Source organism: Fibrisoma limi BUZ 3, from assembly GCF_000296815.2.
GTDB classification, from domain to species: Bacteria; Bacteroidota; Bacteroidia; order Cytophagales; family Spirosomataceae; genus Fibrisoma; species Fibrisoma limi.
This window is the reverse complement of the sequence record NC_019017.1, coordinates 59,248-74,275: the sequence shown is the minus strand read 5'-3', so window position 1 is coordinate 74,275 and position 15,028 is coordinate 59,248. Positions and strand designations below refer to the sequence as shown.

14 protein-coding genes are annotated in these 15,028 nt (G+C 47.0%); 2 read left to right on the top strand and 12 right to left on the bottom strand.

Going from position 1 to position 15,028, the window contains the following annotated elements; translation table 11 throughout:
- Position 1: 1 nt before the first annotated feature.
- From traM to BN8_RS30915, 12 genes are all read right to left on the bottom strand, one after another.
- The gene (gene traM / locus BN8_RS30970; RefSeq protein WP_015056937.1) at positions 2–1,222 is read right to left on the bottom strand and encodes a conjugative transposon protein TraM; all 1,221 of its coding nucleotides are present in this window, start codon (positions 1,220–1,222) and stop codon (positions 2–4) included.
- Positions 1,223–1,488: 266 nt separating this feature from the next.
- Positions 1,489–2,148: a conjugative transposon protein TraK gene (gene traK, locus BN8_RS30965; protein ID WP_015056935.1), complete on the bottom strand. Its 660-nt coding sequence runs from the start codon at positions 2,146–2,148 to the stop codon at positions 1,489–1,491.
- Between the two features lie 20 nt (positions 2,149–2,168).
- The gene (locus BN8_RS30960) at positions 2,169–3,212 is read right to left on the bottom strand and encodes a TraJ family protein (RefSeq protein WP_015056934.1); all 1,044 of its coding nucleotides are present in this window, start codon (positions 3,210–3,212) and stop codon (positions 2,169–2,171) included.
- Positions 3,209–3,679: a hypothetical protein gene (locus BN8_RS33065; protein WP_015056933.1), complete on the bottom strand. Its 471-nt coding sequence runs from the start codon at positions 3,677–3,679 to the stop codon at positions 3,209–3,211. The genes BN8_RS30960 and BN8_RS33065 overlap by 4 nt, the downstream gene beginning before the upstream one ends.
- The gene (locus BN8_RS30950) at positions 3,679–4,599 is read right to left on the bottom strand and encodes a hypothetical protein (RefSeq protein ID WP_015056932.1); all 921 of its coding nucleotides are present in this window, start codon (positions 4,597–4,599) and stop codon (positions 3,679–3,681) included. Before BN8_RS30950 ends, BN8_RS33065 begins: the two co-directional genes overlap by 1 nt.
- The gene (locus tag BN8_RS30945; RefSeq protein ID WP_040007232.1) at positions 4,583–5,572 is read right to left on the bottom strand and encodes a hypothetical protein; all 990 of its coding nucleotides are present in this window, start codon (positions 5,570–5,572) and stop codon (positions 4,583–4,585) included. Before BN8_RS30945 ends, BN8_RS30950 begins: the two co-directional genes overlap by 17 nt.
- Before the next feature lie 5 nt (positions 5,573–5,577).
- On the bottom strand, positions 5,578–8,097 hold the full coding sequence (locus tag BN8_RS30940; protein ID WP_015056930.1) for a TraG family conjugative transposon ATPase: 2,520 nt from the start codon (positions 8,095–8,097) through the stop codon (positions 5,578–5,580).
- A gap of 24 nt (positions 8,098–8,121) precedes the next feature.
- Positions 8,122–8,379 (bottom strand): hypothetical protein, encoded by a 258-nt coding sequence (locus BN8_RS30935; protein WP_015056929.1) that lies wholly within the window; start codon positions 8,377–8,379, stop codon positions 8,122–8,124.
- A 63-nt stretch (positions 8,380–8,442) separates the two neighbouring features.
- Positions 8,443–8,775, bottom strand: coding sequence for a DUF4134 family protein (locus BN8_RS30930; protein ID WP_015056928.1), 333 nt, complete (start codon positions 8,773–8,775; stop codon positions 8,443–8,445).
- Positions 8,776–9,324: 549 nt separating this feature from the next.
- On the bottom strand, positions 9,325–10,167 hold the full coding sequence (locus BN8_RS30925; RefSeq protein ID WP_015056927.1) for a hypothetical protein: 843 nt from the start codon (positions 10,165–10,167) through the stop codon (positions 9,325–9,327).
- Positions 10,164–10,775: a DUF3408 domain-containing protein gene (locus BN8_RS30920; protein WP_015056926.1), complete on the bottom strand. Its 612-nt coding sequence runs from the start codon at positions 10,773–10,775 to the stop codon at positions 10,164–10,166. Before BN8_RS30920 ends, BN8_RS30925 begins: the two co-directional genes overlap by 4 nt.
- Positions 10,776–10,779: 4 nt before the next feature.
- Positions 10,780–11,505: a ParA family protein gene (locus BN8_RS30915; protein ID WP_015056925.1), complete on the bottom strand. Its 726-nt coding sequence runs from the start codon at positions 11,503–11,505 to the stop codon at positions 10,780–10,782.
- Positions 11,506–12,401: 896 nt separating this feature from the next.
- On the opposite strand from BN8_RS30915, the gene BN8_RS30910 reads away from it, so the two are divergent.
- Together BN8_RS30910 and BN8_RS30905 are read left to right on the top strand one after the other, a co-directional pair.
- On the top strand, positions 12,402–12,869 hold the full coding sequence (locus tag BN8_RS30910; protein WP_015056924.1) for a hypothetical protein: 468 nt from the start codon (positions 12,402–12,404) through the stop codon (positions 12,867–12,869).
- Between the two features lies 1 nt (position 12,870).
- Positions 12,871–14,946 (top strand): relaxase/mobilization nuclease domain-containing protein, encoded by a 2,076-nt coding sequence (locus BN8_RS30905; RefSeq protein WP_015056923.1) that lies wholly within the window; start codon positions 12,871–12,873, stop codon positions 14,944–14,946.
- Positions 14,947–15,028 lie beyond the last annotated feature (82 nt).

The following is a 15,028-nucleotide window of genomic DNA, read 5'->3' as shown; positions in this document are numbered from 1 at the left end:
CTTATTTAAGGAGGACGTAATAATTGTTTTTAAGCGTAGCCTTTTGGACCGCTACCTTCCGGGATAGAAAACTACGCCCGCCCTGGAGACCAGCTTGTAACGCAGAAGCGGCTGCGAGTGCCGGCACATTTGATGAAACAACAGGAGCGGTTACGTTGAAGCCTTGACCTGCCTGCGCGACAGCCTGACGACCCTGCCGGACTGCCAGTACGTTGGGTACGTAGATGCCAGCCAAACCGTCCATGTCATAGACGGTCAGCTTCATGGGCAATATGCGGCCTTCGTATTGGATCTGATTGATGCCAATATTGACCCGTTGACCCCCAAAATTGGCCACACCGTACAAACGGGTTCCTTCGGGAATCATACGCCCCCGCAGCGTAATGTTTTCCAACAAGCGAAGGGTAACGCGACCACCCGAAACAATGGTTTGATCCGAAAATACCATCGCTTTCACCGTGACCGACAGCGAATCCTCCCGCTCGTCCATCTGCTGCTTACGCATGTCGGACTGAAGGCCATAAAAACTATTCTTAGCGGTGGGACCATTCAGCGAGGAAACCGTAACCGCTTCGTACATTTCAGGCTTTAGGGCCCGAGTTTGTAGTTCCTGCTGTCGTTTCATCTTGTCTGCCTTATACTCTTGAAGCAGCGCCAAAAGCTTCTTATTCTTTTCGAGCTCAGCTTTTTTAGCTCGATCGTCGTCCTCATCGTCCTCGTCTTCGTTATCGGTTGGAGCCGTAATCTCAGAGCGTACCAGGGAGCGTTTCGATGACTTACGACTCCGGGCAACCAGGCGAGGTGGTAAGGTCGTGGTATCGGGTTCCTGGTAGATTTCTTTAGGAACCTCCGGGCCGTAAATGTAGGCGCTCGCTTCGGGATGAGGGGGACCGTCCGGCCGACCTGTACCAGGAACTTCCGAGTTGAGCCCTTTCACGGGGCGCTGATCAGGCATCGCCAGGGGTTGGGCATCCGCTGCCAGCTCCAGTTTGGACCGGGACGGCAAGCCCGTTGAATCGCCCGCATTAGGCAGGTCCGCATTCAGGCTTACATTCGTTTTTGGCGTCTCCTGCTCCTTGGGCTTGGTGTGATGAATGAAATAATACACAATGATGATCAGGCAGACGCCCGCTCCGGTCAGGAACGTTACAAAGCGTTTATCCAGAAACAAGGCTTTAATTCGAGTTCCGTCGAAGCGGTCCGACATTTGGGTCGTGTTCATAATGCGTTTGTTTTATGCGAATAAAAAAATGGCCAGTTGCGGTGAAGTAAACACTGACGGAGCCTAGTAAAAGCAGCCCGATTAACCCTGCAATCAATTGCAGTTTACGGCGTTGAACGGGTTGGGTTTCCCACCGTCGAACGCTTCGTTGGAGCCAGGCAATCACCTGTTGACAAGCGGCCTGGTAGGCAAGGGCCATCCGAGCGGAGGGTAGTTTATCCCTTCGTTTAAACCAATTCCTGAACATGAGAAGCGGGACTAATCAATTACCGGTAGGCTTCGTATTGATCACGGTTGATTGTTTCAATGTCGCTGTTGTCGGTTACCCGAAACCGTTCAATGAGGAAGCCATGCGGGTTATTGTCCGTTCGGGTGGCATCGATCAAATGGCAGTCAGCGACTAACTTCCGAAAGGTGATGTTCGAGGTCCGGACCAGCATCACCCGCCCGAAGATGTTGCACGAATACGGGGATCGGCTCATATTGATACTCAGGGAATCAATCATAATTTTCTGGGTGGCATTGCCCTGAATGAGCTTGGTATAAAACCCCTTTTCCCGCAGGTCGTAATAATGCCGGGTAACTGACTCATCTCCCAAGTAGGCAGCTTGGTCCATGTTGGCGGCAATGGCTTTCTCATCCGGCTCCTGGTTGAAAAAAAGCTTTAGAAACGTCTTGACGTGATCTTTAGCTTCGGCAAGCCGGTTTGCGTTCTGATCCTGTGCCAGGGCCAGCATAATGGATTTGCCCCCATTGTCCAGAACGTAAATTTTTTGACGCGATTCGCGATCGGTTTTATGACTTAAGTAAGCCATGTAGGCGGCAAAGCCAAACGATCCAACAATCACGGCAAAGACAATAATGCGAATTAAACGAAACGACGATTCTATGTTTCGCAGGTAGCGAAAATTAAAGTTTGCATTCATACGGACATTGGTTTAGAAAATTAGTAAGAACTGGCCGCTGAGATTACCCGGCCACTGACTTGTCCCGAAGCCGCGCCCGCTACCGCGCCGGCCGTACGTAGCGGGGCTGACAGCGCCCGTAATCCATCTGACACACCAGTTGAATCCAGAACCCAGGTAGCCAGCTTTGGAACCAGCAGGTAGCCAAAGATGCCCACCGCGTAAAAGAGTAAATTGGCCACTGAGGAGCTTGGCATACCGGGATTACCCTGGAGCTGCTGGAACTCGACGTTCAAACTAGACAGGTGGAAACTATCCAGTATAAACCCGTAAATGTTGGCAATGGGAATCCATAAAAGGGTATGTAGTACGCGTCCCACCCAAGCGGCAATGGACGAATAAAACCAGTCAAAACAACCCAGTCCAATGGTTAGGGGGCCAAAAATGCCTAGGATGATAAGAAAATAGGTAGAGATAATCTTCAGGCCAATAATGACAATAAAGTACAGCAGCCGAAACAAGGCCATCAGGACGTAATTGACTGTGGTATCAATAACAAAGTTTACCGCATCCGCAGCAGCTGACGAAACGGAATTGGCCATCCCCATCACCGAATCCGTCACCAATTGAAACCAGGACCGTTTATCTTCCGCAGCCGCTACCGGAGGTGGGTTATTCGAGTTTCCCATGTTCTGAATGCGCGTCTTGGCATTAATGATCACCTGCTGTTCGACTTCATTGCGACGAGTGGCCCCCAGTTCCTGGGTAGCGTCGTTCAGCGTACGTCCCAGAAATGCCAAACCTGAATACAATCCCGGATACGCCAATAAAATCATGGATATGACCAGAGGTCGAAGCAAGGGATAGATGTCAATGGCTTCATTGCGGGCCTGGTGCGCCCATAACCGGTAAAACACGTAAAAAAATGCGCCGATCAGGCCAATGGCCTGCCCGATGGCCACGAAGGAGGTAAACTCGGGCAGCATCGTATCAAACAGGGCATCTGCTGCTTCTTCAATGCTGGTTATTGCACCACTGGCAGGCGAGTTATTCCAGCCGGTCCCGGGAGCTTGAAGTAAAATCATGGTTGATAACGGAAAGTGGTAACCTTAGATAACAGTACTTGACTGGCATTGAACCCACCTGGGCCTCGGCAACTGGAAGCCAGCGACGGGGAGTTTACCTGGAGCTGACCCGTTGCGGTTACCCGCAATACATCAAATCCATAGCCTTGGCCAACGCCATGATTGGCCTGAACTACTTGCAGCGAGTCATCCCACCAAACGGGCATCTGGGTAACAATAGGACCACAGAGGTACTTTTTCTTGGTGGTCGTATCGACGATCTGAGAAAAATAGGTCCAAAGCAAGGAGTCTCCCGATGGTTCGATGGAAACTCCCGCCTGAAAAACTTGACTACCGGTACCAGGCAAAACCGCTTCCCAATGACCTACGTACCCATTCGAGAAGGCGGATGCTTCACGGATAAAGCGTTCGCGCTTAACTTGACAAGCCGCTACCAGCAAGAAAAGGACAAAGAGAACTTGTTTCATTACTTTGCGTAGCGAGCCAGATACGGATCAGAAATCGTTTTGCTTAGCATCGACCGGGTTGCCCGCTCGGATTCCGCCAGGCGGTAGTAGTTCATGGACGCGGCAACCTGACGGCCGTAATTAACCAGATCCGCATGGCGCTGCTTAGCTTCTTCCAGTGATTTCTGCTGGAGTTTAAGCCGCTCATACGGGGACAGAAAAACGGGCTTCCCTTTTGAGGTTCCAAATTTGTTACGTGCCTTAATTAAATCAGTTGATCCTAGCGAGCTATTGATAACTACCAAATTATAATAGCCTAAATCCTCCTGCCCCTTGTCTAAGTATTTTTTGATCATCTGAGACGTGGGGCCACCATTATCATACGTTTGATTGATGGCCATGACCTGGGTGCCCCATATGTCTTTTGTCATCTCACTTTCCAACCCTTTAATAATGGACTGCTTAATCGCGTTGTTCTCTTCGTTATGTTGGCGTGCCCACTCGTAGCGAAGCTTAAAATCCTGGTAGTTCAGTTTATTCAACCGCTCTTGCCCGTCTTTCCACACGTCCCGTAGTGAAGCCAACTTCTTGACCAGGCGTTTATCCTTCGTCTTCTGATAAGCCGACATAATCTTTTCGGCCACTGGTGCGAGTACGGAAGCATCTGCTATTCCCTTTATTAGTTCATCAAGTGCTTTGTTGATCACCAAATTGGCTATATCAACCCCAGGATCTTTAATGCCTTGTTTAATTCGTCTTTCTGATATCCCAAGGACCTTATCAATTTCGTCCTGCAGACCCGGGTCAGTAGGCATACCGCCCTCCACTTCCACCGGTATATTCACTTCTTCTTGGGCCTGACTCAAACTAGGTGTACAGAGCAGAGCGCTCCAAAGCGCCAGTAGGCTCATTAAACGCGCGCATTTAGTTGGTATAGACATGGTTCAGGCCTGATTTAGTTTGAAAACTTCGTTGTTTGAATTCATCCGATTGCTGCTTGGCAATGCGGTATACGTAGATCCGGCGCAGCTCGTCGCGTAGCCCCCCAATATCTTCCAGCCGCTTTTTAATTGCCGTAGCGGACTGGTCGAGTACGTCCATACGTTCACCCTGAGCCATCCAGGAGACGGTTACCCCCCGCCCGTTAGCCCCTAGGTTGCAGACAATGTTTACCGCCGAGGCTAAGTCTTTTGTATCACCCAGTGATTTGACCAAACTCTGATACCCTTGCCGTTCTTGAGCGGTAAAAACCGGTGAAGACAAAAGCTTATTGAGGTCCTGTACATGAAATTTGACCGCATCGAATAACCCTTTAATATTTAACTCCTTGTAGTAGGAGCAAAACTCAGGGGAAAGACTCGTATGCGACTTCTTCCAGGCGTAGTCAACCTTGAGCGTTTGGTAGGTAATCTTCTGCTGGGCGGAGTAACCATCCGCCACCATCTTCTTTAACCGTTCCACTTCCCCGGCCGGTGTAGTGCCCACATCGGCGATCTGAGAAGCTAGCTGGGCGATTTTGTCGCTAATGCCCGACATAATCTGGTTTTCCGCTTCGCCAATCAGGTTGCTTACTTCATCGGATAACTCATCCCGAATGCCCGTGTAAACCCCCGTTATGTCACTCACGATGCTACCCAGTACATTGTCCGGAGAAAGCTGATTCGCTATGCCTTCCACGTAGTCGGAAAGGACATCCCCTAAATCGTCCCGATCAACTTTTTGGGTTCGTCCGTCTGGCCAGGTGATGGTTGCTTTGCCGAGGACAGGTATTTTTACTTTCGGCACATATGGCCCCAAATCCGGCGGGGTGGCTGTCGAATCTGTATCAGCCGACTGAGCCGAACTGCCAGCTGCGCTTAGGGCTATGAACAGGCACCCAAGCATCCAGCGTTTAATAGAGTTGAATTGATTCATACAGCTTACGCATTTAGATCTTCGGTAACGACTTCCTTCAGGGCTAAGTCATAATTACCCCCGTTCGACTTAACTTTGCGGGTAACCCGTAGCTTCTCTTTTTGCTCCGTGGTAAAGGCGTAATATTCCGGGCGGGAAACCTCCAGGCCGTACACGCGATACTGCTGTCCCCCCCAGCTCACGAAAAATTCTTTGTAGCGGCGATTGGGATCATTCGCGCGATTCATCGACAGCACCAAATCTTTCTCCTTATCGGTTAGACCCAGTAGCTCCTTGACAAAGGCGAACTTGTTTTCGTACTTGCGCTGGTCCATCAGTATCTTGCAATCAGCATTATTGACGATGGAATCCTGGACAATTGGGTTGTTGATAATGTCCTGAATTTCCTGGGTAACAATCCAGGCTTCACCGTCAAACTTGCGGACTGTTTTGTAGAGGTACTTGATGTAGCCGGCCATATTAGGCGTCATGATTGCCTTCCAAGCCTCTTCAATCAAAATGATTTTCCGTACGCCTTCCAACCGTCTCATCTTTGAGATGAAAGTATCCATGACGATGATCGTCACGATTGGAAACAGAATCGGGTGATCCTTTACGTTATCGAGCTCGAAGACGATAAAGGGTTCATGCAGCAGATCCAGGTTTTCCACTGAGTTAAGTAGAAAATCATATTCCCCACCTGAATAGTAAGGCTTCAGGTTGAACATGAAGTTGTCAAAATCAAAGAAATCATCTTTAACTCCTTCCCGCTTCAGATAATCCTTAAAGTCCTCCTGCATGAATTCGTAGAAGGTATTGAAACAGGCTACAATGCTGGGGTTTTCCCGAAGCTTGACGAAATAGCCCACAACGGCCGCTGACAGCGCATTGTATTCGGAGCGGTTCGTTTTTTCTTCGACCGATTTCCACAGCGTTAATAGCAGATTTTTTAACGACTCCGCCTTTTCCGTGTCTGGCATCAATCGACCTTCAATGTGAAATGGATTGAAGTGAATCGGTTTTTCCATCGTATAGGTGATGTACTTACCACCCAACATTGCGCACAAACCCCGGTAGGAGTCGCCAACGTCCACAATCACCGCATGGGCACCATGTGTATGATAAGACCGAAGCAAATGGTTAGTTAAAAAGCTCTTGCCTGATCCACTGGGGCCGATGATGAACTTATTGCGGTTAGTGACCCAGTTCTTTTGCATCGGCTCATCCGAGAAATCAACCCACAGGGGCCGACCCGATAACCGATCTACGACACGCACACTGTTTCTGGCTGATTCCGACGAGTAATAGTTTGTCTCGTGGTTGAACAAACAAGCCGCCTGGGGTGCGAATTGTGTAAACGTATCTTCCCTAGGCAGATCCGGCGAATTTCCAGGGATTCCGGCCCAAAACAAAAATGCGGCATCCTTGGTGTTTTCGCGTGGCTTTAGATTCATTTTGGCAATAGCCGCCGTTGTCTTGTTCCGTAGCTCAGGTAATTTCAGCTTATCATCCGTCCAAACCTGTACGTTGGAATGAATGCGGACTGGGCTCCACGACTTTTCGGCAGCCAGGGTCAAAAAGTTACTGACCATCACGGCATTGACCGCGTTGGCCCGGTCAAAGTTGGATAAGGCCATCATGTTGCCTGCTTTCTTTTCCAGCTCGGCCGTAATCAACGTTTTGTCATCGATAAACACGTACTGATTGTAGATATGATTACAATCCAGCATGAGACCAATTGGCGTTGCATAGCCCACTGACAGGTTTGAATTCTCGGTAGAAAGGGCTCCGATCCGGACGTTGGTATTTATGGCGTCCGGCATGTCATCCACTTGTGAAATGGTGAAAAATTTAGAGTACTTCCCGCCGATCCGTAGCTCGTCCTCCGAGGTAAAGTCCATATCCATCAAGGGAACAATTTCATCCTTAAGGGATAGGGTCATGTACCGTTCGATCAAGCCAGCCTGACCAACTGGAGCGTGGCGATCCGGTTGCAACTCGTCATTCCCCAAACGTCGGCATGAGATGAGTCGAGACGACTCCAAGATTGACGTCAACTGGAGCACGGCCACCATAAATTTTTCAATCTCATTCTTGTTCAGGGCTCGTCTCTGGACTAGCCCTGGCCTTAGCAGCGATGTTACCCCGGCCTTGGTGCGGGTTCGCTCACCTTGCGAAAACGTCAGATTTAAGTAGCATTCATGGTGCAAAAAAGGGCGTTCGTTAAAGTGCAGTTCCGATGCCCGATCTAAATAGCTTTCCGGTAATTCTTTAGCGTTGGTGCGGTACTTTTCTTCGACAAACCAGTCTTGTTTGTGAAGAATGGTTCCAGGCGGTAGTACGCCAATTGCTTTAGACCAGGTATCTACCAATTCCCGATAATCCCCCATTTCAACGCCGTTTTCAACGCGGGCGTTTAACGTGAAGATTTCCGGAAGAGTAAGCTGAAAGGAAATCGTTATATCACCCCATTTTGAGAAGATGCAATTTTCTTCGACTGCACCGAGCGGAAACACTTTCGCCAAATCTTTTACAGAATATGCCATTGTTGCGCAGGTTTGAGATATATACTATTTGCGCAGGTTGCGGTAGATCGAGTCCTGTCGGACCGTCACAATACCGGGTAATTTCTTACGAGCCTGGGCCCGCTCATACCCTCCCGCACCCTGATTGGCTGAGCGTCTAACCAGGTTCATATAAACCATGTAAATGCCCAGGCCACAAGCGATAAAAATCATCCATCCCGGAAGCGGTACAAAGACTGCTGACACCCCCCCCGTCAGCACGATGCCAATAATCCATTTGACGAGTAGACCTAGGTAATCCATGCCTACTACACCTCGTACTTGGGGGGGGCGGTCAGCGCCTTTATTAATCTCGTACGCCATTGACTAAGCGAAAGCCGCATTTAGGACCAACCCGACAACGCCGGCAAAGACAATCGCTGCTCCCCAGTTGATGACGCTTTTCTTGAAGTCAGGGTCGTTGTTGAAAAATTTGGATGCGCAGGTAATACCACCAACGAATCCCATGATCAAACACAGGGGCAACATCAGATCGCCTACGCTTTTACCAACGTCTTGTAATTCCGATGTCGCTTTGTCGACGCCTTTTGAAATGGCCCCTGATGGTAGCCCGCTTTGGGCATACAAATTGATTGATGACAAAACAAAGCTCAGTACAAACGAGAGTGCTGAGAAGTAAATGATTCGAACGTTTTTCATTGTGTTAATTATTAGTTGGTTATTGAGAAAATTGAGTAAAACGCAAAGGGAGTTATTGCTGGATGCTGGTTTTGGAAAGTTTACGGGACCACCGAAGCAGTTCTAGAAACCAAACCGTGAGTGGTAAAGGACAACAAGCTGATCTTAGATAATCATAAATAATTACTGGGTACTGAGAGAGGTGAGTTTCGCTTGGGTATTCTAGGATTAATCCTAAACTTGGCCCCACTGGGATTGCCGCTGTAAATGCACTCCGTGCCAATCTGATTAATGGTTGTTTTTTCATGTGATAACAATTGAACTTTTTGGTGAATTGATAAGAAAAATACTCGTACTAAATCCGTTTAATCAACCTTGTATAAACTATTATGCAACTAACCTATCATCCTATTCATGGAAATACAAATACTTTACCTATTCAATGTTGATACATTGATCCCCTAAAATGTGCCTGTGGGACACATTCGTCCCCAAAAAAAAGGGGTTCGTCCCCGGTAATATAATGTTTGTCCACATAAAAAAAATACAGTTTATTTCGTGAATGAAAACCTACTTGCCGACATGTTGTGAAAACATCTCCGCGAATGAGATTCGGTTGGGTTCACTGTCTTCATTGGATATTTCCTTTGAAGCGGCCACGTAACTGGATTGAACTACACTCTTTAGATTCGCATCCCCAGGCGTTTTATCGATCAGCGAACGGATAATTGTTAGTAACATTGCCTGGTGCCGTTCCTGTTGTTCTCTCAGCTGCTTGTCAAACACATCCAGGCGCGTAACTAGCACTTCTTTCGTTAGTTGAGCGAACTGATTCATTCGCGCTTGGTAAACATCTAATGCTTCACCATCTTCCAGCTGATTGTCGAGCAGCCGCTGGTTCATGCGTTCTTCTTCGGGAAGCGGTAACTGATTTGTGTTTGGGGAAAACTGTCCGTCGAAGCCCTCAGACAAATCAAACAGACTTTGTTCCCGTTCATAATCGGTTTCTCGTTCCCTTTCACGCTCTCTTCGATACGCTTCCTGCAAGGCGAAAATTTTCTGCCAAGCTTCCGATACCTCCGGCTCAGCGGAGGAAATGTCATTTTTATCCTTCTCCCCTATTCGGCCTGCTCCGGGTGTACTCATTGCAGGATCAGTCTGCAGAATCGGCTTGGAGGCCGACTCACTGCCCCTTTCTAATTCAGCCAAACGGGCCAACACCTTTTGATGCTCTTCTAGAGTAACATAGGTAACTGGTTCGGCCGCGTTGTTAGAGGTTTGTTCGGGTTCGCCTTTATCAATCTGGTCCTTCTTGGTTAATGCCGAGGGAGTATTGATCAAATACCCCCTCAATACCCATACTGAGATACTAAACCCTATTATACCAATAATCAGAAGTATCGTATCCATCATTCAAAACGTTTACGAGTCTTCCAGTTGGCAATTAACGCATCCACTTCGGGTTTATGCACCGCCCGGTGATCCGCTAACAAATTGTCAATGAAATCACCCACATTCAATTTATGTCCCTGCCGACGCGCTTCGCTTACTATAATTGACAGCAGCAAGTGCGAGTCTTCCGAAATTCGGACTGGTTTAACTTCACCTGGTGAGCTTTCTGACTTTACCGGCTTTTTAAAGAACGTTTCCGAATACGATCCGGCCTTGCTACCCTCTCCTACTTTACTCTTTGCTTTTCGTTGAACCGGTGCCAACGGTGCATTCGGAGCAACTTCAGTAGCGGGAACGACCGTTTCCTCTACACTGGCAATCTCCGGTTTACCCGTCGCCTGAGCCGGCTCGACAGTTGGCTCATCGGTTTTTTCTAACACAACACTTGGTTGCTCGGGGGCTGGGACCGGTGCATGATCTAGTTCCTTACCAGGATCTGAATCTTTCTTCGGTTGCGTTTGCGAATCTACCGACTGACTGCCAGCGGTATCGTTTTGGTCTAACCAAGCTCTCATGCCACCGCTGGGTGGATTGATCGTTACTGGCTGATTATTTTTTGACTTGGCCATAAAATTATACGGTTGCTGTATTAGATGCAAATATTTTATTCAATTCTTGAATTAGCGGTTTAATGACCGAACTTGGAAACAAGGTTGACCGGGTGTCTTTTATGGCAACAGTTTCCGGAACTCGGTACTCAATGAACTGCACATTAAGGGGCGTAGAACGACCAACGTTCAGACTATTTAAGTAGTCGATTGCCGCCAGTTCCAGGCTTGAGTAGCGATCCTTCCGTTCCCGACTGTCGAATTTGTTCCAGAGTAAGTAAGTGGGAATCATTCCACCGGTTTTGTTGGAGAACTTTGCCATTGCTAACACGGTATGCATCGTTGATTCGAACGACAGCGGATCGGCCTCCAGTAACAGTACAGCAGCATCCAGTCGCTGGATCATGGCCGGCATCCCTTCAACGTTTAACGTACCCGGAAGGTCAATCAGCACCAGTTCGTTCTTGTTAGCGTACGCATCCAGCTTAGGCAGCGTGTTCGATAGTGAATCCGCGTAGATCGGATAAGGTATTTGTCCGAGTTTTTCTGCCTTTCTGAGATATGTCTCGTCGGACTTAAGCCGGGCAATCTCCGAGGTTCGAATCGACTGCAGACTATGCTGGGGAAAATCACAGTCGAAAACAGTAACCGGTATCCGCTCAACCTGATAGTAGTAGGTTGCGACATGTGTTGTTATACTGGTCTTTCCTACCCCACCCTTCTGAGAACAGAATGATATAAATTTAGCCATTGTACAAATGATTAATTGTGTGAATGTTGCAATTTATCATTGTGGAAATATAAAGGTTGGGCATAAGTACAATACTGTAATGTACTATTAGCCCTTTATTACAATGTCCAAATGTATAAACTATAAATTTATTAATCCAAACATTGTAAGGATTATTCTTTGTAAAAATGTAAAAAACTTATTTTTGCTACTTTCTTACATTTTATTTTTACAACATATTATAAAAGTAATTAAATATTAAAGTAAAAATGTAAAAACTTAACTTTCAGGCATTTATAAAATTAAACATTTGTACAATATAGCATATTATTAATGTTACAATGTAACATTGTACAAAACTATCATTGTTCCTCTACTTGAATGTAAAATAAGCCAGTTGTACAAAGTGCACATTGGAAATTTGCACTACTGTCAAATTATTACATTGTATGAATGTTACATTCTACCAGTCAATCAACAGGTAGTCTACTGCGCTACATGTAGCATTGTAACAAAGAAACATTGCTACTTTTTGACGCTTAGGCTTCTCCTTACTGACTACTGTGGCAAGTATTCAAACATGTATAATTGAATCATTGTATAAATGCGCCAATTGTACATTAAACGATACTGCGATATCCGTTTGATCGCCTTTGCGCTGGTTGTTTGTTCTCTAAACAATGTAACAAGTTTACAATGTCACATTAATACATACTATATCCGTATGCTAGCTGTTTGCAAAAAAAATTGACCTGATCTGTAGCGATTCCGTATTTTAGTGTAGCTTTGTTTGCAACAAAGAGCAAGATGTGTTTTGCGTGCCGCAAAACCTGCCCTTGCGCTAACGCGACTACGGGCAACATCTTGCCCCTACGAGGGGCTCTTCTTTGCTACGCAGTCTGAATTATCATAGGGTTATGGATGAGCAGGCAGAAAATAAGAACTTAAATCCTGGGGGACGCCCGAATCTGGCGGGTGAAGAAGTGCTAGCTTACCGGCTGATTACACGAGTTAATGAGCGGGATAATGAAGCCATACAACGGGATTTTAAGGTATGGCAAAGTGGCCGATCTGGACGAATGGCGGACTATCTTCGTGAAATACTATTAAACCGGAATAAACCAAAAGTAATCGCTCAAAACGGAGTACTAACTGGCGATCAGGTCATTGAGTTGACCCAAACGTTACATAACATACGTCAGCATTTAAAGCACTTGGATACCAATTACAATCAGATAGCAAGACGCATAAACAGCATTGAACATACTGGGAAACTCTACTATGAAGTGCAGGCAAGTAAAGCAACAATTGATAAAATTGAACCATTAATCACCCAGATTGACAGTCTGGTTAAGGCGCAAACGGAGGCTTTTTTTAAGAAATAGGATGGTGATACGGCTAACCGTTGGGGCACAAATTGGCGGAGCGTTGCGCTACAATGAACAAAAAGTTGTTCAGAAGCAGGCGCATGTTCTCAGTGCGACCGGTTTTGCCAACAATGATTTAGCTGAAAAAAATAGGGCCTACGCTACCAGTGTTCTCGAATGTCAAGCTCGAAAAAATGCGAATATCAAAAAACCAACGCTTCATTTCTCGCTTAGTTTACATCCAAGTGAGCAAGTAAGTGATGAAAAATTCAAGGTGATGGCCCACCAGTTTATGGCGGAAATGGGCTACCAGAATCAGCCCTATGTTGTTTATCGCCACCATGATACCGCTCATCCGCACATTCATATAGTAACCACTTGTGTGAATGAGACAGGTAATAAGATCAATGATTCGCACATTAAGCGTCGCACAAATTCCGTACGTCAGAAGTTAGAACTGCGCTTTGGTCTCATCAAAGCCCAGGGCCGGGGCAAAAAGAAAATTGCGCAGCAAGCCCAGACCATAGCACAACAGCAGGCCCAGACACTGAACCCTGAGCGGCTCCAAAAAACCGGAGGCTTCGAGAAAAAAGATCAGCTGGAGGCAATCCTCCGGCAGACTTTTCAGCAGGCAACATTTAATAGTCTTGATGAGTACCGAGCACTTCTAAAGAAGCAGCACGTTCGTACGGTTCTACACCAAAGTACAGTGGCTGGGAAAACGATTCGCGGGATCAGTTACCAATTCACCGACGAAACGGGTAAGCCAGAAACTCCCCGAATCAAGGCTAGCGAAATCGGGGCTTGGGCCACCTGGAAAGAGATCGAAAAACAATTTGGTCAGTCTGGGCAGCCAAAGGAGCAAAGTCAACCAAACCAGCTTAATGCGGAGCAGTACAAAGCCCTGGCCTCTATCTTATCAGAACTAGTAAGGGAGTATAAAAAAGAGCAGCGTATTTATTACGAAAGCGCGCTAATCGAGGGCTTTCCAACGTCGGTCATGCGAGACCGTCTTTGGGTTCTTACCAAGGAAAGCTTAATCGAGCAACAAGTCAGCGAAGCCGTAAAACGATTTGAAGAGTATAAACGCGCTCAGTTAGCGGAAATCATCAGGAAAGAACAAGTTTCGTTTATCCGCACGATGGAAACCTACGCTAAGATCGCCGGTGAAATACAAGGAAGTTCTCAAGATAAACATAACTTCTTTACGGCCCTGAGTGTAACCTTAACGGCCGATGGCTTACTCTCCAGCCCAACAAATCGTCATCTGGTTTATCAGATCGAGCCGGCACTGTACGACCGGATAAAAACCGATGAGGGAGCTGACTTAAAAATACCTAAGATTTATTCTCGGGGTGAACGTGCGGTCATGCTACTGAGTGAATCTGGAAAGGCTTTTCGCGAAAGCTATTATGATGTACGGTCGGAACACCTTGAAGGCATTTTGACATCGGACCGCATGAGTGCTATACATGCACAGTTGAACGCCAACTATGTAGCTCGTCTGGCAATAGATGGCCCGGTTACCGGTGTCGATCTGATTCGCTATTATTATCAACGTGGTATTTTGATCGATGCTCAACCAACGGTAACGGACAAAGCTGAGAAAACCTCCGCTTACAGAATTCGCTATAAAGACGCGCCGGCTCAGGCGGCTGTGGAGCCCTCAAGATCGTTCGAAAAACAGATTCAACATCTTAATTTAACACATTGGCATAATGGGCTTTCTACGGAAGCGGGTCGATACATGGTCGCTTTGGCGCAATTGATTGACCAGACCAGGGATACCAATGGTATATCAACCGACCTTACATACTTGCGGGAGCGGATACAACAACGAGATCCAGCATTGGCTAAACTATCCTATGACGATCTCGTCAGCGAATTAGAAAAGCGAAGTCTGAACGGAAATGGCTGGATCAAGCAGCTCGATCAGGAAACAAAGCAGGAGCCAGGCGCGTACATGAACGAGTCCGCAATCAACGCTCAATTAGTAGACATTCGAGCTGCTGACGTATTGGGTTATGAACAAACGGGTAAGTTTAAACATGTCGGACGAGGCATTAAAAAACGGAGCAAAGGCCGTGAGCTATAAGCTAGTAAAGTATATTTGTATAGAGCGTAAAGGGGGGCTTAAATCAATAAAATAAAAGCACAGAGGCTTATGAGGACAAACA